At 64.5% G+C, this 17396-nt stretch carries 17 protein-coding genes and 1 riboswitch; of the genes, 8 read left to right on the top strand and 9 right to left on the bottom strand.

What is annotated here, in order from left to right:
• Positions 1–36 precede the first annotated feature (36 nt).
• Entirely contained in the window at positions 37–972 is a 936-nt protein-coding gene (gene cysK / locus ABH939_RS10730) for a cysteine synthase A (RefSeq protein WP_404649606.1), read from the top strand.
• 5 nt (positions 973–977) lie between these two features.
• Entirely contained in the window at positions 978–1556 is a 579-nt protein-coding gene (gene epsC, locus ABH939_RS10725) for a serine O-acetyltransferase EpsC (RefSeq protein WP_003945907.1), read from the top strand.
• A 57-nt stretch (positions 1557–1613) separates the two neighbouring features.
• On the opposite strand, the gene ABH939_RS10720 is transcribed toward epsC, so the two are convergent.
• From ABH939_RS10720 to ABH939_RS10710, 3 genes are read right to left on the bottom strand one after another with little or no spacing between them, the layout of a single operon-like run.
• A complete protein-coding gene (locus tag ABH939_RS10720; protein ID WP_338927677.1) occupies positions 1614–1916 on the bottom strand; it encodes a hypothetical protein in 303 nt (100 codons plus the stop codon).
• Positions 1917–1944: 28 nt separating this feature from the next.
• Positions 1945–2892, bottom strand: a complete 948-nt coding sequence (locus ABH939_RS10715; protein ID WP_042452614.1) for a cation diffusion facilitator family transporter — start codon at positions 2890–2892, stop codon at positions 1945–1947.
• Positions 2893–2902: 10 nt separating this feature from the next.
• The gene (locus ABH939_RS10710; RefSeq protein WP_338927678.1) at positions 2903–3841 is read right to left on the bottom strand and encodes an alpha/beta hydrolase; all 939 of its coding nucleotides are present in this window, start codon (positions 3839–3841) and stop codon (positions 2903–2905) included.
• 52 nt (positions 3842–3893) lie between these two features.
• On the opposite strand from ABH939_RS10710, the gene ABH939_RS10705 reads away from it, so the two are divergent.
• The 5 genes from ABH939_RS10705 (at position 3894) to ABH939_RS10685 (ending at position 8350) form a co-directional block, all read left to right on the top strand.
• Positions 3894–4502: a TetR/AcrR family transcriptional regulator gene (locus ABH939_RS10705; protein ID WP_404649605.1), complete on the top strand. Its 609-nt coding sequence runs from the start codon at positions 3894–3896 to the stop codon at positions 4500–4502.
• A 6-nt stretch (positions 4503–4508) separates the two neighbouring features.
• Positions 4509–4656, top strand: a riboswitch (cobalamin riboswitch).
• A gap of 115 nt (positions 4657–4771) precedes the next feature.
• Positions 4772–5779: an iron ABC transporter permease gene (locus ABH939_RS10700; protein ID WP_064074161.1), complete on the top strand. Its 1008-nt coding sequence runs from the start codon at positions 4772–4774 to the stop codon at positions 5777–5779.
• A complete protein-coding gene (locus tag ABH939_RS10695; protein ID WP_404649604.1) occupies positions 5776–6594 on the top strand; it encodes an ABC transporter ATP-binding protein in 819 nt (272 codons plus the stop codon). The genes ABH939_RS10700 and ABH939_RS10695 overlap by 4 nt, the downstream gene beginning before the upstream one ends.
• Positions 6591–7652, top strand: a complete 1062-nt coding sequence (locus ABH939_RS10690) for an ABC transporter substrate-binding protein (RefSeq protein WP_083058421.1) — start codon at positions 6591–6593, stop codon at positions 7650–7652. Before ABH939_RS10695 ends, ABH939_RS10690 begins: the two co-directional genes overlap by 4 nt.
• A complete protein-coding gene (locus ABH939_RS10685) occupies positions 7649–8350 on the top strand; it encodes a (2Fe-2S) ferredoxin domain-containing protein (protein ID WP_064443176.1) in 702 nt (233 codons plus the stop codon). The genes ABH939_RS10690 and ABH939_RS10685 overlap by 4 nt, the downstream gene beginning before the upstream one ends.
• 332 nt (positions 8351–8682) lie before the next feature.
• Here the strand turns inward: ABH939_RS10685 and ABH939_RS10680 are convergent, their stop codons facing one another.
• The 5 genes from ABH939_RS10680 to ABH939_RS10660 all read right to left on the bottom strand — a co-directional run bounded on the left by ABH939_RS10680 (position 8683) and on the right by ABH939_RS10660 (position 14293).
• Complete coding sequence (locus tag ABH939_RS10680; RefSeq protein ID WP_003945530.1) at positions 8683–10128, bottom strand: aldehyde dehydrogenase; 1446 nt, start codon at positions 10126–10128, stop codon at positions 8683–8685.
• 4 nt (positions 10129–10132) lie between these two features.
• Positions 10133–11302, bottom strand: a complete 1170-nt coding sequence (locus ABH939_RS10675) for a hypothetical protein (RefSeq protein ID WP_042452600.1) — start codon at positions 11300–11302, stop codon at positions 10133–10135.
• 1 nt (position 11303) lies between these two features.
• Positions 11304–12491 (bottom strand): phosphotransferase family protein, encoded by a 1188-nt coding sequence (locus tag ABH939_RS10670; protein ID WP_165638643.1) that lies wholly within the window; start codon positions 12489–12491, stop codon positions 11304–11306.
• Positions 12492–12630: 139 nt separating this feature from the next.
• The gene (locus ABH939_RS10665; protein WP_283543197.1) at positions 12631–13518 is read right to left on the bottom strand and encodes an ROK family protein; all 888 of its coding nucleotides are present in this window, start codon (positions 13516–13518) and stop codon (positions 12631–12633) included.
• A 4-nt stretch (positions 13519–13522) separates the two neighbouring features.
• Positions 13523–14293, bottom strand: a complete 771-nt coding sequence (locus ABH939_RS10660; protein WP_234550709.1) for a bifunctional 2-polyprenyl-6-hydroxyphenol methylase/3-demethylubiquinol 3-O-methyltransferase UbiG — start codon at positions 14291–14293, stop codon at positions 13523–13525.
• 173 nt (positions 14294–14466) lie between these two features.
• Between ABH939_RS10660 and ABH939_RS10655 the strand changes: the two genes are divergently transcribed.
• Positions 14467–15681, top strand: coding sequence for a glycosyltransferase family 4 protein (locus ABH939_RS10655; protein ID WP_063314955.1), 1215 nt, complete (start codon positions 14467–14469; stop codon positions 15679–15681).
• Here ABH939_RS10655 and ABH939_RS10650 read toward each other — a convergent pair.
• Positions 15628–17367: a hypothetical protein gene (locus ABH939_RS10650; RefSeq protein WP_283543198.1), complete on the bottom strand. Its 1740-nt coding sequence runs from the start codon at positions 17365–17367 to the stop codon at positions 15628–15630. The two genes, ABH939_RS10655 and ABH939_RS10650, sit on opposite strands and share 54 nt — an antisense overlap.
• Between the last annotated feature and the right edge of the window lie 29 nt (positions 17368–17396).

Genomic DNA, 17396 nt, shown 5'->3' with positions numbered 1-17396 from the left:
GCGGGTCGACACACTCGATCCTCAGGAGGACCAGATATGAGCGGGATCTACAACAACGTGACCGAATTGGTCGGGCGCACCCCGATCGTGCGGCTCAACCGTCTGACCGAGGGCCTGGACGCACAGGTCGCCGTCAAGCTCGAGTTCTACAACCCGGCCAACAGCGTCAAGGACCGGATCGGCGTGGCGATCATCGACGCCGCCGAGAAGTCCGGTGCACTCAAGCCCGGTGGCACCATCGTCGAGGGAACCAGCGGTAACACGGGTATCGCACTCGCCATGGTCGGTGCTGCTCGCGGCTACAAGGTCATCCTGACCATGCCCGAGACCATGTCCACCGAGCGTCGCGTGATGCTGCGTGCTTACGGCGCCGAGATCGTGCTGACCCCGGGATCCGAGGGCATGGCCGGTGCGGTCGCCAAGGCCAAGGAAATCGTCGAGCAGACCGAGAACGCTGTCTCGGCCAGCCAGTTCGCGAACCCGGCCAACCCGGCCATCCACGAGGCAACGACGGGCGAAGAGGTCTGGGCCGACACCGACGGCGCCGTCGACATCTTCGTGTCCGGCATCGGCACCGGCGGCACCATCACCGGCGTCGGACGCACCCTTCGCAAGTACAAGCCCGAGGTCAAGATCGTGGGCGTCGAGCCCATCGACTCACCGATCCTCAACGGTGGCCAGCCCGGCCCCCACAAGATCCAGGGAATCGGCGCGAACTTCGTGCCCGACGTCCTCGATCGCGAGATCTACGACGAGATCATCGACGTCTCGTTCCCCGATTCCATCGAGGTCGCTCGCGCACTCGGCACCAAGGAAGGCATCCTGGGCGGCATCTCGTCCGGCGCCATCGTCTGGGCAGCACTCGAGTTGGCGAAGCGTCCGGAAAACACCGGCAAGCTGATCGTGGCTGTCGTGTGCGACTTCGGCGAGCGTTACATCTCCACCCCGCTGTTCGAACACATCCGGGACTGAGACTTGTGAGTATCCTCGGGACAATTCGCGAGGACCTGCAGGCTGCGCGCGGTCAGGATCCTGCCGCGCGCAGCAATGTGGAGAACGCGCTCGTTTATTCAGGGCTGCATGCCATTTGGGCACATCGGGTTGCGCATCGCATGTGGGCCGTCCCTGCGCTACGCGGCCCGGCGCGAGTGCTCTCGCAGCTGACACGCTTCGTCACCGGCATCGAGATTCATCCCGGTGCCACCATCGGTCGGCGGTTTTTCATCGATCACGGCATGGGCGTCGTGATCGGGGAGACGGCCGAGGTCGGTAACGACGTGATGCTCTATCACGGCGTCACTCTCGGTGGTCGCTCGCTCGAGCAGGTCAAGCGTCACCCGACGCTGGGAGACCGGGTCACCGTCGGCGCTGGTGCCAAGATCCTCGGACCTGTCGTCATCGGTGAAGGTAGCGCTATCGGCGCCAATGCCGTTGTCACCAGAGATGTTCCGGCCGAATCCATCGCGACGGGTATCCCGGCGGTGGCGCGGCCACGGACCACCAAGGAAAAACTGGTGGACCCGAACAGTTACATCGACCCTGCGATGTACATCTGAACGTATTCCTCGGATGGCCACCCCTCGTGTAGACGACGGGTGGCCATCGGCGTCTGCTCAGGCGTGTGTCAGGCGCCACCCGAGACGTCCCAGTACGGCCGCCGTCAGAGCGCCCAGTGCTGCTCCGATCAGGGGATAGCAGGCCAGGACGAGCCAGCGCGGTCCGTCCAGGGGTTCGTAGGCGGTGGCTATCGTCGACTCGTAGTCCCGAGCCATCTGCACGTCCCGGAACGGTACGTAGGAACCCTGATAGACGATGGTCTCGTCAGGACTGGTCATCACGTCGATCAGACTGCCCACCAGGGGAATTCCCCCGACGACAAATCCCAGAACCGCCAGAATCACGATCAGTGCGCGCATCGAACGAGCCTATCGCCCGGCCGGAAGTTCAGACTGTGATCGACGGTTCTTCAGGCGTCGAGAGGGTCAGGATCGCCCGCACGACACGTGGGCTCTGCTCGAGTGAGCGCTCGAGTTCGCGCAACGTGTGGGCCACACGGGATTCCGCGTAGTCACCGACCAGATCGACGCTGGCCACCAGGTACACCTGCCGCGGACCGAGGTATTCCATACGCAGGAACGTGATTCGGTTGATCTCGGGCAGTTGGGTGAGTGCCTCGACGGCTGCTGCCCGCAGCGTCGGCGAGGCCTCTTCGCCGACCAGGAAGCGGCGGTTCCGATCTATCAGGATGATTGCGATGACCCCGAGGAGAATGCCGACGAAGATGGAGCCGAGGGCGTCGGGGATCGGTGAACCGGTGACCTGGTGCAACAGAACACCGACGAACGCGATGACCAAACCGATAAGTGCCGCAGCATCTTCGGCGAACACGGCCCGAGTCGTCGGGTCGGATGTGTTGAGTGCCTGGGTCATGACGTCGCGGTTCACGGCGGACGCTTCGTTTCGGAGTTGTTTGTACGCCTGCCGGAACGAGATGCCTTCGAGGATGAACGAGACGCCGAGGACGGCGTAGGCGACACCGAAGTCGGAGGCCGGTTCGGAATGGAACAGTTCCTGGATGCCGTGGGTGATCGAGACACCCGCGCCGAGTGCAAACAGTCCGAGGGCGGCGAACATCGACCAGATGTATGCCTCCCGGCCGTACCCGAGTGGCTGGTCTCGGTCGGGAACCCTTTTCGAGCGGCGGTTCGCGATCAGCAGCAGCACTTCGTTGCCGGTATCGGCCCAGGAGTGGGTGGCCTCTGCGACCATCGATGCAGATCCGGTGACGATGGCGGCCGCCGTCTTGGCACCGGCGATCAGCGCGTTCGCCGCAAACGCCAGTACGACCGTCGTGGTGCTCTCGTCGGCCGATGCTTCCGTTTCGGTGCTCACGATTCTCAGGCTAGGCGGGTGACGACGGTTTCGTGCGGTGACGCTCGGCGACGGAGCGCAGCAGTGTGTCGACGGCGTCGTGGAACTGCGTCAGGCCCGGCTCTTCGACGGGAAAGTGCCCGCACCCGTCCAGCATCACGAATTCGGTGGGTGCGTTGATGCGGCGGAGGAACTGCAGGCTCAGTTCGGGTGGCGTCCATCGGTCGTCGGCCGGGTGGGTGAGCAGAACGGGCGTCGTCCGAAATGCTTCGGGTGCGGTGTGCTCGAACGAGAAGTAGCTGCTGAGGAATCCGAGTGGCACCCGAACACCGCCACCGCGCGGATCGGTTGCGCACAGCGTCGCGAGTTCACGGTTGCTGCTCATGTTCGCGACGTCGGCGACCCAACGGATGGGCACGCGGATACGGCCCACCAGTCGTTCGGTGCGGCGCATCAGGGGAGCGCCGTAGACGCCCATCGGGCCGAACCGCGCCGCGGCAGCTCTGGCCGACGGATTCGAGGGATCGAGCAGACAGGTGGCGACGACGGCGTCGGCCAGACCGGTCCGCGCGGCCACCTCGTAGGCCAGCAGACCGCCGATGCTGGCTCCCAACAACACCAGCGGCCGATCGTCGGCTGCCTTCTCGGCCCGGACGAGATCGCAGAGGAGATCGACCCACTGCTCGTACCGGACGCCGGCGGGATCGGCTACGACGGTGTCGCCGTACAGCGGAAGGTCAGGGAAGAGGACTTCGGCTCCGAGTTTCACGCCGATCCCGGCGAACGGCCACAACGCGCCCGAGTAGCCGCCGGCGCCGTGGATGCCGAGAACACGAACCGGCGCGTCTGGAACCACGGCCCGTGCGACGTGGACGGTGTTGCCGTTCCACTCCCACCACGTCGTGGTCGGCGCCGGCATGTGGTCGGTGTACCGGTCGGGCATAAACTTCGAGTAATCGGCGCTGGTCACCTACACAATTCTCGGTATCGGCGTCGCGGCTGACAACTCGCATCGGAGGACCGTGTCGACTCGACGGAAAAGGCCCTCCCAGCAGCGCTCGAGGGCTACCTACGACGCGATCCTGGAGGCAGCTACTCGCGTTTTCGCTTCGGAAGCCATGGCAGCGACCACCAACCGGATCGCTGACGAAGCAGGGGTGTCGGTGGGCTCGCTCTACCAGTATTTCGGCGACAAGTACGAGATCCTCTCGGAGTTGGCGAACCGTCACGTGAGTGCTGCGCGGGAGAGTTTTGCGCTCTGCCTTGCCGACATCGTCGAGCGTGAGCTCACCCCGGACGAGGCCGTCCGGATGTTGGTGGAGTGCGCGGTCGAAGTGAACAGTAAGCCGCGAGAGTTCTTTCACCTGCTCTACGATCAGGTTCCGCGTACGCGTGAGCTCATCGAGCAGGTCGAAGAAATGAATCGGCAACTGGTACTAGGCTTTTCGGAGTGCCTCCAGTGCCACGGTTTCAGTGCGGAGGATGCGTTGTTGACGTCGCGGCTGACCGTGACTGCCGTGGACAGTCAGGTGCATCGGGTTGTGCTGGAATCGGATTCACCCGAAGAACTTCGAGTGCGAACGGAAGCCGTCGTACGGCACGCGAGATCGATGATCGGGTCGCAACGTTGATCCGGTGTCGAGAATGGTGACCGCGGTCCGTTATGGTTCTGACGTCATCATCGAGGTAATGGGAAGTCGGTGCAATTCCGGCGCGGTCCCGCCACTGTGAGGTCGTCCCTGCGTCGACCGTAGCCAGATACCACCCTCGTTGACGTTGTGTCATGCCACGAGGATGGATCGGTCACACCATGAATGCTGTTGGCGGAGCTCTGTCTCCACCTACCCACCTGCCTGCGCCGAAGGCTGGTGCACCGCGAGGACGACTCGGTCCGGGTATCGTGCTGCCCGCTCTGGTGATCGTCACCGTGCTCTCTGCTGTGTGCGCGTTGGCGTTCGGATCCGAGATGCTCCCCGTGTCCACTGTGGTGGACGTGGTGCACTCGCGCTTCGGAGGCCCACCCGTCACGCGTTCCGAACTTGCGATCGTGTGGGGGATCAGAGCACCTCGGGTACTGCTCGGTCTGGCCGTCGGCGCTGGTCTTGCCGTCGCCGGCGCGGTGGTGCAAACCCTCGTCCGTAACGCTCTCGCCGATCCCCACCTGCTGGGAGTGTCGTCCGGCGCGAGTGTCGGTGCCACCGCCGTCATCACCACCGGACTGTTCGCCGGCGCGGGAGTGTGGGCGCTCAGTTTCGGCGCGATGATCGGGGCGTTGGGAGCTGCGATTCTCGTCTTCACCATCGCGACGCTGCAAGGCGGTATCACTCCACTGCGATTGGTTCTGACCGGCACCGTTACCGCATCCGCCCTGTCGGCGATCGCGAGTTTTCTGGTGCTGCGTACCAATGATTCCCAGGCCGCGCAGTCCGTATTGTTCTGGCTCCTGGGAAGTTTGGCCGGGGCATCCTGGGACAAGTTGTGGGCGCCGGTCATCGTTGTGTTCCTGCTGACGGCAGCGGTGTTCGCGCTGCACGGTTGGCTGGACGCGCTGGCGGCCGGACCGGACGTCGCGGCTTCGCTCGGTATTCCCATCCGAACCCTGCGAAACGTGCTGTTCGGCGTGCTGGCAGCGTTGGTCGGCACGATGGTTGCGGTGTCCGGCGCGATTGCCTTCGTAGGCTTGGTCATACCGCACGTCACACGCATGCTTGTCGGAGCCAGACATCGAGTGGTGTTGCCGGCGGCAGCGCTGATCGGCGCGTCGTTCCTCGTGTGGGTCGACGTCGTGGCGCGGACCTCGTTGCGGCCGACCGAGATCCCGCTGAGCGTGGTGACCGGGGTGATCGGTGCACCGCTGTTTCTCCTGCTTCTCGGCCGTCGGCGCTACCGATTCGGTGGCAGTTCGTGAGCGCCCGAGCCCTGGCGCTGACCGCGTCCGGAGTCGTTGTCCGCATCGACCGTCGAACCATCGTCAAAGGCGTCGACACCGCGGCCGACGCCGGCGCAGTGGTCGGCGTGGTTGGTCCGAACGGCTCGGGCAAGTCGACGTTCTTGCGTGCTCTCGCCGGTCTCGGGCCGATCGCCGGCGGTGACATTCGTGTCGGCGGCGACTCCGTGCACGCGATGCCCGCGCGGTCGCGGGCCAAAGCCATTTCCTTTGTGGCGCAGGAAGAGCAGAGTCCTGCCGATTTGTTGGTTCACGAGTACGTGAGTCTGGGCCGCACACCACATGCAAAGCCCTGGAGCGTCGGTGGAAAGCACGAGAATGCCGTCGTCGATCGTGCTCTGGGCGAGGTCGGAATGATCGAGCACCGGTTCTCTTCGATGGACACGCTTTCCGGCGGTGAGCGTCGGCGGGTGTTTCTCGCCCGAGGTCTCGCGCAGGACGCCGGCGTGCTCATCCTCGACGAGCCGACCAATCATCTCGACATCCGGCATCAACTCGAACTGCTCGATCTGGTCCGGTCGTTGGACCGGACGGTGATCATGGCACTGCACGACCTCGATTTGGCTGCGGCAGTGTGCGATCGGGTGCTCGTGCTCGCGGATGGAGTGGCCAGGGCGTTCGGACATCCATCCGACGTACTCACCACCTCGGTGGTGGCAACTGTCTTCGGCGTCGAGACTTTCGAGCTCGTGAACCCCGCGACAGGCCGTTCACACCTCGTATTCGAATCACGAAATTCTCAACTACAACAATCATTTTCGGAGAGTGCACTTTGATACATGTCAAGACCCGCGCGTCGTTCGGTGCGGTTGTAGCCGCGACAGCGTTGTTGGCCGTTTCCGGATGCTCGGCAACTGCACCGGTGGACGAAGCCGCGGACAAGACTTCGGTGACATTGGAGAACTGCGGAACGGAAAGCACTTTCCAGCTTCCGATCGAGAACGTCGTTGCGACAAGCAATGCGGCCAATATCGGCACCATTCTCCGAGTCGGCGGTTTGGATCGTCTCGCTGCCGTCGTGTTGAACACGAACAACGACGCGGTCATGGAGTCGATGTTCGGCCCTGGAATTGCGGATGTCCCACACCTGGACGGAACGATCACGATGGAGACGATTCTGGGTAAGCAGGCGGACCTGGTGGTCGGCTCCTACAGTGGCTTGTTCAAGGGAGCCTCCGGTGTGACGCCGGAATCGCTGCAGAGCAACAACATCGACTCATACGTGATCTCCGACAGTTGTCGGCAGAGCGCGGCAGCGGATTCCGCGCTCGGAACGATGGGGCCGTGGGATGCCCTCCGTGCGGACGTGACCAATTACGGAAAGCTGTTCGGTACCGAGGACACCGCCGCCGAGGCGCAGACCGAATTGGATTCGCGTTTGGCGCGTCTGGAGTCGGCGCCGGATGCCGCCGACAAGCCGAAGGTGCTGATCTATGACAGCGGTGAGGAAGATCTGTACACCAGTGGAGGCAACGGAGCCCCCAACGGAATCATCGACGCGGCCGGGGGAACCAATGTGTTCGCCGACGTCGACAACACCTGGTTCAAGGCGAGCTGGGAGACCGTCGCGAAGTCCGAACCCGACGTCATCGTGATCATGGACTACAAGAAGAGTGCCGACGAAGTACAGGGCAAGATCGACGCGATCAAGAGCCGAGAAGGCCTGCGTGACCTCGACGCAGTCAAGCAGAACCGTTTCGTCGTACTCCCGCTCGCCATGTTCACCAGTGGGTTCCCCAATATCTACGGCGCGGAACAGTTGCGCGCGAAGATCGAAGAGTTCGGGCTGGCTCCGTCGAGCAGCATCGACTGGACAACCGCGCCGTCGGCATGAGCAACAACCGGTGCTCGCGTCGGGTGATTGTCGTACTGCGGCCGACCGTCAGCGGCCTCGACGAGTCGGCCGCGCGACGGATGTTCGACGCTGTTCAGGCGGGCACCGACGCCGACGTTCGCGTTGCGTACCTCGATGTCGCTTCGCCGAGCCTTCACGAGGAACTCGATCGAGCCCATGTCGATGACGTCGACAAGGTCGTGTTGATTCCAGTTGCGGTGCCGAGGGATCGGTACCTGCTCACGTGGACAAGCAAGGCGGTTGCGAACTGGCGCGAAACCCGAATCGACGCCGAACTGGAAGTGACGCTCCATGAAACGGAAACGCTCGAAGGTGCGGTGGCCGGGCAGGTGATCGACGAACTCGACTCGGCGGGAAAGCAGATCACCGCGAGTCCGGCGTCGTATCGCAGTCCGGCGTGGTCCGTGATCGAGCAGCACGATAGGCATCTGTTGGTGTGCAAGGGCCCTCGTTGTATGGCGTACGGAGCAGGACCGTTGCACCGGGCGATGAGCGCGGCGGCCAAAGGTACCTCGTCGAAGGTGACCGGAACCGGTTGTCTGAGCCCGTGCAACCTGGGGCCGTTGGTGATCGCGAACCCCGGCGGTACCTGGTTCGGGCACGTGGACGCCGGTGATGCCGAGGCCTTGGTGTCCGGTCACGAGGATCGATTGGTGGATCACGTTCTGGACCGGTAGATACCGGGTCGGTGAAAGCAAAGAACCCGCTGGGCGCGAAGTGCGCTCAGCGGGTTCTGTTGTCCTGTCTCAGGAACCGAAGGGAAGGGTTCCCGGCGGGATCTGGTATCCACTGCTGCCGACGGAGGCGCTGCCCCAGAGTGCGAGGAAAGCGTTGATGGCGTTGGTGAGCATATGAATGTCCTTTGTGAGATGACTGATTCGTTTTCGACGGTACCGGGTGGATCTGTGGATTCGCTGGGAGTTGGCACCCATTTCATGGGGCTGGCACCCGTTCCGGCAGGTCGGAACGGGTGCCAACTGTCAGCAAAGGGTGCCAACTCCCGGGTGGGTCAGCCCACGTAGCCGGGCGGCATGAGTACGGACTTGGTCTCGCAGAAGGCTTCGAGGCCCTCAGGTCCGTTCTCGCGCCCGATACCGGAGTTCTTGTAACCACCGAACGGCGATCCGGGATCGAAGGCGTACCAGTTGATCGCGTAGGTACCCGTGCGGATCTGCGCGGCAACTTCGAGTCCGTGATCGATGTCGGTGGTCCACACCGATCCGGCGAGGCCGTAATCCGAATCGTTGGCGATCTTGATGGCCTCGTCCTCGGAGTCGTACGGAATCACCGAGAGAACGGGTCCGAAGATCTCCTCGCGTGCGATGGTCATCGAGTTGTCCACGTCGGCGAAGATGGTCGGCTCGACGTACCAGCCCTTGTCCAGGCCGGCGGGGCGTCCACCACCGAGTACGACGCGCGCGCCTTCTTCCTTACCCTTGGCGATGTAACCCTCGACGCGCTCGCGCTGCTTCTCGGAGATCAGCGGGCCGAGTTGTGCTGCGGGATCGGACGGATCGCCGACGGTCATGAAGCCTGCGGCGGTCTTCATTCCCTCGATGACCTCGTCGTAACGCGAACGGGGAGCGAGGATTCGGGTCTGAGCGACACAGGCCTGACCGGTGTTCATCAGGCCGGACATGACGAGCATCGGCATTCCGGCGGCGATGTCGGCGTCCTCGAGGATGATCGCGGCGGACTTGCCACCCAGTTCGAGGGAGCAGCGCTTGAGGTTCTGTGCGGCGATGGCACCGATCTTGCGGCCGACGGCACTGGATCCGGTGAACGTGATCTTGTCGATGCCCGCATGAGAGACCAGATATTCGCCGGTCTCGGCTCCGCCGGGGAGCACGGAGATGACGCCTTCGGGAACACCTGCCTCGGTGAAGATCTCGGCGATCACGTGGACGGAGAGAGGGGATTCGGGTGCGGGCTTGAGCAGTACGGTGCAGCCGGCGAGCAGTGCGGGGGCCAGCTTGTTGATCGCCAGGAACAGCGGGACGTTCCAGGCCAGCACGGCGGCGACGACGCCGACGGGCTCACGGGTCACCTTGGTCTGCCCGAATGCGCCGGTGCGCTTCTCTTCCCACGCGAACTTGTCGGCCAGCTCGGCGTAGTAGCCCAGCGTCGCCATCGACGGGGTCTGCTGCATCATGCCGACCATGGCGGGCGGCTGGCCCATCTCGTTGGAGATGAGCTGGTTGATCTCCGCGCTGCGCTCTTCGATCAGCTTGGCGGCCTTGGCGAGGATCGCGCCGCGCTCGGCGGGGGTGGTGCGTGACCACGGTCCCTCGAACGCCGCGCGGGCTGCGGACACGGCCGCGTCGATGTCTGCCGGTGCTGCGATGGGACAGCTGCCGACGCGCTCCTCCGTTGCGGGAGAGAACACTTCGAGTACCTGGTCGGTGGCCGGGGCCACCCATGCTCCACCGATGTAGAGCTTGTCGTAGTCAGTCATCAATTCATTCCTCGGTGTTGTCGGTCGCCGCGAGGGCATACGCGTCGTCTGCCTGTGCGGTGTCGGTGAAACTGGTGAATCCGTATTTCTCGTGCGGTCCGATGGCGGCTACCTCGAAAAGACCGGTGCCGGTGTTGGTGTTCGTGCCTTCGGTGAGCGTGAAGGACGCGAGGTTGTCGACGGGGGAGAACATGCGTTGGAACGGTTCGATCTCGTGGACCTTGTGGCGGAGCCCTTGTACGACGAGTTCGCCCTGCCACATTCCGTGACGCCAGTCCTGTTCGAGCCCGTAGCCGGTGCCGATTCCGATGTAGTTGGCCAGCAGCAGTTCGCAGGCGACGGTCAGGACTTCACCGCCTGGCCGGTGGAAGGTGATGGTCGCTCCGGTGACGTCGCGGGTGTCGGGGCAGAACGTCAGTTCGTGTTCGGGTCGGCCGAGCCATTCGTTGTCCCTGGCTTCGTCCGGCCACACTCGCATGGCTTCTTCGACGATGCGCCTGCCTTGCTCGTCTTCCTGCATGATCACCGAGATCGTGAACTCGTCGAACTGCATGACCGCGTAGATCCAGAAGAAGTTCTGGATTCCGTCGACGGCGCGTCTGCCTTGCGGTTCGGCTTCACCGACCGGACGCACACCCCACGAGCGGTCGCGGTTACCTCGCCACGTCTTCGGGTCGATCGCGAAGTCCTCCCCGTCGACGGTGAGCGATCCGGTCCACGTGCCGGTCTGCAGGAAGCGTGAGGTGTCGAACGTGACTCGTTCGAGTTGACGGCGAAAGTGCTTGGGCTCGAGCGCCGCGGGGATGGTGGCATCGAAGGTGATGTCGAAGGAGAGATCGTATTCGCTGCCCGGTTCGAGGACGACGCGGAGCTTCTGCAGCCCTTCGAGCACTTCGATGCGCAAAGGCCCGACGGTGGTGTCGGTGCGGTCGGCGCCCAGAGCCTTCGACATACGAGCAACGATGTGGTCGTCACCGCGGCGCAGTACCGCGAAGGCGTCCATGACGCCGAGGTTGGGGTACTGGCCGAGTCCGACGATGAGGAACACGTCGGGGGATTCGGTGGGGTAGCAGTTGAAGTAGTAGCGGTCGTAGAAGTTTCGATCCGAGGTGGCTACGTGACGGATCGGTTCGGCGATCTGGTGAACGGGATAGTCGTCCATCGGTGAGAGCATGTCAGGTCAACCTCTCCCAGTAGGTACCGTCGAGCATCGCGGCGAGCGAAGCGCGGTGCATGATCATGTCGTCGGGGTCTTCGGGTCGCTGTGACTGGCCGAAAGCTATGGCGCGAGCCTGGATTCGCCACATGATGACCGCCTGACGCAGTGCGGCATAGGTAACGTAGAACTCCAGATCGTGTGGGGTGTGGCCGGTGATCTCGGCGTAGGTCTGCGCGAGATCCGGCAGTCGAAGGAAGTCGGGAAGACCGGGTAGGTTCGCCAGTCCGGCGATGTCCTCGAAGAACCTGTGCAGGAATGCCATCCAGCCCAGATCCATCTCCCGCGGGCCGAGAGTTGCCATTTCCCAGTCCAGTACGGCTACCGGCGCGAAGTCCTGGTACATGACGTTGCCGATGCGCGAGTCGCCCCAACAGAGCACTGCCGGCGAATCGTCCGCGGGATTGTTCTCCTCGATCCAGTCGAGGGCACGTTCGATGAGCGGTGATCTGATCCCGTCGGAGACCACCCACTCGTAGTACGCGCGCTGCTCGGCGATGTGCGCCGTGAATGCTTCTCGTGCAGTCGTTCCCGAATTCGGGAGTCGGAGGAAGTCGAAACGCTCACCAGGTTTGTCGATGGCATGCAACTGAGCCAGGACGTCGACCGAGCTGCGCTGCAGGGTCTTTCGCTGCTCGGGTGACGCTTCGGTGACCCACGATCCGAAGTTGTACGGCATGACGTCCGGTGGCACGTCGCCGGAGATGCGTTCCATCACGAAGAACGGCGCACCCAACGCGTCCGGGTCGGATTCTGACCAGTACACCGCGGGTACGGGCACTGCCGAGTGCTCGCGCACCTGAGCCATGGTGCGGAACTGGGATTCGAGGTCGTAGGCAGGAAAGACCGGCATGGTCGATTCCGTCGGCGCCACCCGAGCGACCAAGGGATGATGTTCGCCGTCCCAGGTGGCGTCGAAGAGGATGGTTTCGCTGGACATGCCGTTGGCTGCGGGCAAGGTGACGTCGGCGACGGTCACAGTGGATCCGCTCGGCACCTTGCCGGCCATCCACCGTTCCAGGCGCTCACGGAGGTCTTCGGTGTCGCGGAGGGAATCGCTTGGTCGGGCGACCTGGGCGTGATGCTCGGTTTCATCGGTCGAAGAAGCAGTCGAGGCAACGTCAGATGAGGAAGCGTCTGGGCTCACGGTCACCTCCTTCCCGTAGGCGTCACGTGCAATGCCCGTAACGGTGTGAGTCAGAACACTAAAACACGTTACAGAAATTGGGAACAGGTGGCACCCGTTTAGTGGGACTCCCTGCGGATTTATCGGGGAAGAACGCGTGTCAGATAACGGCGGTGAGCGCGAGCAAGCCCGCACCGGTCAGAGTTCCGGCGCCACCTAGCTCGGAGGGAACGATCCGGAGCCCGGCGACGAACGACAAACGGGCATGTCGGGCAGCCGCGTCGAGCATCGGTTCCCACAGCGGTGCACCCGACTGGGCGAAACCGCCGCCGATCACCGCAAGGTCCACGTCCAGGAGGGCAGCCGCCGAGGCAATGGCACCACCGAGCGCCGTGCCTGCGCGGTGAAGCGAGTCCACGGCGATCGCGTCGCCGCTGCGTGCACCCTCGGCTAGTTCACGGCCGGTGTTCCCCGACCAGCCCTGGCTACGAGCCCATCGCACCGCGGACGGTCCACTGGCCACCGTCTCGAGGCAGCCGACGCCCCCGCAGCTGCACGGTTCGGAAGATCCTGGAACGACGAGGTGGCCGATGTGACCGGCGTTCCCCGTACGACCCCGAGCAATCTCACCGCCGAGAACGATTCCTCCGCCGATTCCCGTCGAGACGACCAGGCTCAGGAGGTTCGGGGTTCCGCGTCCGGCGCCGTGGTGGAACTCCGCCAATGCCGCTGCGGCTCCGTCCATGGCGAGGGCGGTTCCGGCATCGGGAAAGACGCTGCGGACGCCCGCTACGAGCTCGAATCCCTGTGCCCACTCGGTGATGTTGATGGGAGCGACGAACCCGGCGACGGTGTCCACCGGCCCGGCGCACGCGATGCCGACACCGTCGACCTCTCGGCCGTCTGCGACTCGTTCGAGCAGCGCCGCACAGGATCCCCACGGGTCGGTCTGCGGCGTCGGAACGCTGTCGAATACGGGAACGCGGCCGTCCTCGGACACGACCCCGGCCGCCATCTTGGTACCACCGATGTCGACTGCGAGGCGCATGTCGCTATCGCTTTTCGAGAACCACGACGAGGTTGCTCACCAGGAACTCCCGCAGACCGGGGACTCGGACCATCCACCACGCCCACGACGGGTGGTAGCGCGGGATCGCGGCGAGCAACGTGCCCTGGCTGGTTCCACGGGCCCAGCGTAAGCCGTCCGTGGCGCCGACTTTGAACAACGACACCCCGAATCTGTTCTTCGGTTCGTGTCCGGTCTTGCGGAGGTACCGCTTGGCTGCGTACTCGCCGCCCAGCGCGTGCCACGGTCCGGTTTCGTGGCCGCCGAACGGACCCCACCACAGGGTGTACGAGAGAACCATCAAGCCGCCGGGCTTGGTCACGCGCAGCATTTCCTCGGCCATCAGCCAGGGCTCGCTGACGTGTTCGGCCACGTTGGAGGAGAAGCAGATGTCCACGGACGAGTCCAGGAACGGCAGTGCCAAACCGGATCCACGCACCGCGCCGCCCACGGTCAGACCTGCTGCGTGCATCTCCGACGGATCGGGTTCGACGGGAATGTAGCGGGCACCTGCGGCCTGGAAGACCTCCGCGAAATAGCCCGGACCGCCGCCCACGTCGAGGACGGTGAGACCGTCGAGGGAGCGCCCGGTGTGACCTTCGTGCAGGTCCGAGATCAATTCGACGGAGTCGCGCGCGAGCGCGCCGTAGAAGATGTCGGGCGCGGACTGCTCGTGGCGGAAGTCGCTGAGCAGGCCGAACGAGCGTTTCAGGGTTGCCCGTCGGCCGAAAATGCGGGTCACTGCGGGCTTGGTCACGGGTAGCAACTTTAGCCACTGGGGCACCCGGTCCACGAACACCGTCAGGAGCGCGGCAATACGGACGCTCGAACAGTTAGGGTGTTCGGCAGGGTTACCGGCCGGTCAGGCGGGGCATCCCGCAGGATCGCCCGAACCGGGGTGGCCACCGACCAACTCAGGGAGTAACGCACGTGCGCGAGGTTCTGTTGCTCTGCTGGCGCGATACCGGGCATCCCCAGGGCGGTGGAAGCGAGCGTTACCTCGAGCAGGTCGGATCCCAGTTGGCCGAGCGCGGTATCAAGGTGACGCTGCGGACGGCGTCGTATCCCGGGGCGCCCGCGTCGGAGGTTCGAGACGGCATCACGATCAGCCGAGCCGGTGGACGTTTCAGCGTGTACCCCCGCGCTCTGGCCGCCATTGCCGCCGGACGTCTGGGTTTCGGATCGCTCAAGGGCATCCGCCCCGACGCGGTGATCGACACCCAGAACGGCATCCCCTTCTTCTCGAAGGCCGTGGCGGGTGCACCGGTCACGCTTCTGGTCCATCACTGCCATCGCGAACAGTGGCCGGTGGCAGGCAAGCTCGTCGGCCGGATCGGCTGGTGGGTCGAATCGCGATTGTCACCGCGCACCCATCGACGTAGTCAGTATCTGACGGTGTCGCTTCCCTCAGCGGAAGAATTGGTGGACCTCGGTGTCGAGCGCGAACGAATTGCCGTGGTGCGCAACGGCGCCGATCGGCTCCCGGTCGGTGTCGACGCGGGCGGATCGATCACCAGGGCCGAGCGTCCCACCATCTCGGTTCTCTCACGGCTGGTGCCGCACAAGCAGATCGAGGACGCACTCGAAGCGGTCGCAGCCCTGCGGCCTACGCTTCCGGACATCCATCTCGACGTCATCGGTGGTGGTTGGTGGGAGCAGAACCTGCGCGATCGCGCCGCCGAGTTGGGGATCGGTGACGCCGTCTCGTTCTACGGCCACGTCGACGAGGCTCGCAAACACGAACTGCTGGCGCAGTCGTGGATCCACCTCATGCCTTCGCGGAAGGAAGGGTGGGGCCTGGCGGTCATCGAGGCTGCGCAGCACGGTGTTCCGACGATCGGTTACCGCAGTTCGAAGGGTCTGACCGACTCGATCGTCGACGGAGTGACGGGCCTTCTGGTCGGGGGAGAGAACGCCGGCGACGGCGACATCGCCGATCTGACGCAGGCTGCCGGCACTCTGCTCCGCGACCACGAACTTCGCATGGTGCTCGGTGAGAAAGCTCGGGTGTGGTCGGGCGAGTTCTCCTGGGAGCAGACCGGCACCGGAGTGCTCGAGGTGCTGACCGCGCACAAGGACGGTCGGTGGGTCTCAGGACTGGCCGCGCCTCGCGAGTCGAATTCGGTTCTGGTTCAGTCCGACTGAGATCAGCGCGATCGCACCCATCAGTATCCACGCGAGATGCGCAGCGATGACGGCAGTTCGGGCACCGGTCGAGGCTTCCTGCGTGGCAACATCTCCGGGTACCCGGTAGAGCGCGAGATCGTTGTCGGCAAAGACCTGTTCCAATCCGTCGAGTGTCGCTGCCGCCTTGCCGAGTTGGCCTGGTGTCTCACGCTCGATCAGTACCCATTCGACTCCGAGATCGGCCAACTGCGTAGGACTTCCGCCGGCCAGCAGTAGGTCCTCGACCCGAGTTGCCCGAGTCCCCTCGCCGCCGACAGCACCACCGGCAACCACCAGTTGGCCGGTCTGCAGAACGTCGAGGGGCAGGAAGCGTGGTGCAGGGTCGAGTACCGGCGCATCACCGCTGTAGGGGAACGCGCGGAACATTCCGGCGGGAAGCACTGCAACGTCACCGGTTTCGTCTCGCAGTTGATCGGCCACCACGGTCCAGGAACCGGGGTAGTGCACGGGCTTCAACGCGCCGCCGACACCCCACACCAGATCCGGCAGTACCACGATCGTCACCACGACGGCGGCAACCGAGAATGCCGGGCGGGGGAGGGAGAACCGATTTCCTGCCCACATCACCGCGGCGGCCGCAGCAAGTGCGTAGAACGGGACGGCCAGCGCGACCCACTTCTGCGCGTCACGCAGTAGACCGGCGCCGGTGAACACCTCGACCGACCATCGGCCGACGTCGAGCCCCCACGGAGTAGCGCCCAGGGTCGGAGCGAGCACCGCGAACAGGGCCAGCGCGCCGAGTCCACTGACAACGGGGTTCCGGCGTCGGCGCCATAGAGCGGGCACACCGGCAAACACCACGACAAGCAGAAGAACTGTTCCGACCAACGCGAAGAGTGTTGTGCGCGTGGACGGTACCGCTGCCGAGTTCCAGATACCGCCGAGCCCGGCGAGGCTGCCGAGCGTCGCGAGTCCCGGTTCTGCTCGGGCGGCAAAGGCGGCGACTCCCGCTGGATCGGAACCGTCGCCTGCTGCTCCGGATACGAAGGTGGCGACCAACCACGGCGAGGCGGCGACGAGGAACAGCCCGATAGCGCCGCAGACACGCCGCATGGCCGAGGTTCGGCCTCCGGGGGTGGCTACCACCACCAGCGCGGCTGTCAGAGCGAGCAGAGCGCCGGTAGGTGTCAGGCCCGCGAATGCCAGTGACGCGGCCAACGCCCACCAGGACCCGGGCGTGGCTCGGCGAACTCCGATTCCGGCACACACGATCCACGGCAGTGCGGCATAACCGGTCAGCAGGCTCCAATGTCCTTGTAACAGGCGCTCGGCCACGTAGGGATTCCAGAGCATCACCGTCGACGCGACCAGTTGTGGACCGACACCGGCCGTCGGCAGCAGGACGGCGACCATGCGCGCCGCACCCCAACCGGCGAGCCAGAGCGCCACGAGCAGGATGAACTTGACCACCAGTCCGCCGTCGATCACGGTGCTCAACGCTGCGATCAGTGCGTCCTGGGGAACGGCGCGGGCCGCGGCGTCGGTGAGTCCGAGGGCGGAGTCGGTCAGGTACGAGCGCGGCGTGCTGACGGCGTCGCGCAGCAGGAGGTAGCCGGGGCCGAGCAGCGGTCCGAGGATCAACAGTGCCAGCGCCAGGCTGTACGCCGCAGGCAGGTAACGGCGGTATCCGGCTTGCACTGTCATGACGCGCACGATACGTGGTGCATCATTAC

Source organism: Rhodococcus sp. 27YEA6 (assembly GCF_044908235.1).
GTDB lineage: Bacteria > Actinomycetota > Actinomycetes > Mycobacteriales > Mycobacteriaceae > Rhodococcus_F > Rhodococcus_F qingshengii.
The sequence above is the reverse complement of the archived record's forward strand: the minus strand, read 5'-3'. Positions and strand labels throughout refer to the sequence as shown.

Coding starts and splice junctions, on each gene's coding strand:
- cysK (WP_404649606.1), top strand. CDS start 37: ATGAGCGGGATCTACAACAACGTGACCGAATTGGTCGGGCGCACCCCG.
- ABH939_RS10720 (WP_338927677.1), bottom strand. CDS start 1,916: ATGCGCGCACTGATCGTGATTCTGGCGGTTCTGGGATTTGTCGTCGGG.
- ABH939_RS10685 (WP_064443176.1), top strand. CDS start 7,649: ATGAGCAACAACCGGTGCTCGCGTCGGGTGATTGTCGTACTGCGGCCG.
- ABH939_RS10680 (WP_003945530.1), bottom strand. CDS start 10,128: ATGACTGACTACGACAAGCTCTACATCGGTGGAGCATGGGTGGCCCCG.
- ABH939_RS10675 (WP_042452600.1), bottom strand. CDS start 11,302: ATGCTCTCACCGATGGACGACTATCCCGTTCACCAGATCGCCGAACCG.
- ABH939_RS10665 (WP_283543197.1), bottom strand. CDS start 13,518: ATGCGCCTCGCAGTCGACATCGGTGGTACCAAGATGGCGGCCGGGGTC.
- ABH939_RS10650 (WP_283543198.1), bottom strand. CDS start 17,367: ATGACAGTGCAAGCCGGATACCGCCGTTACCTGCCTGCGGCGTACAGC.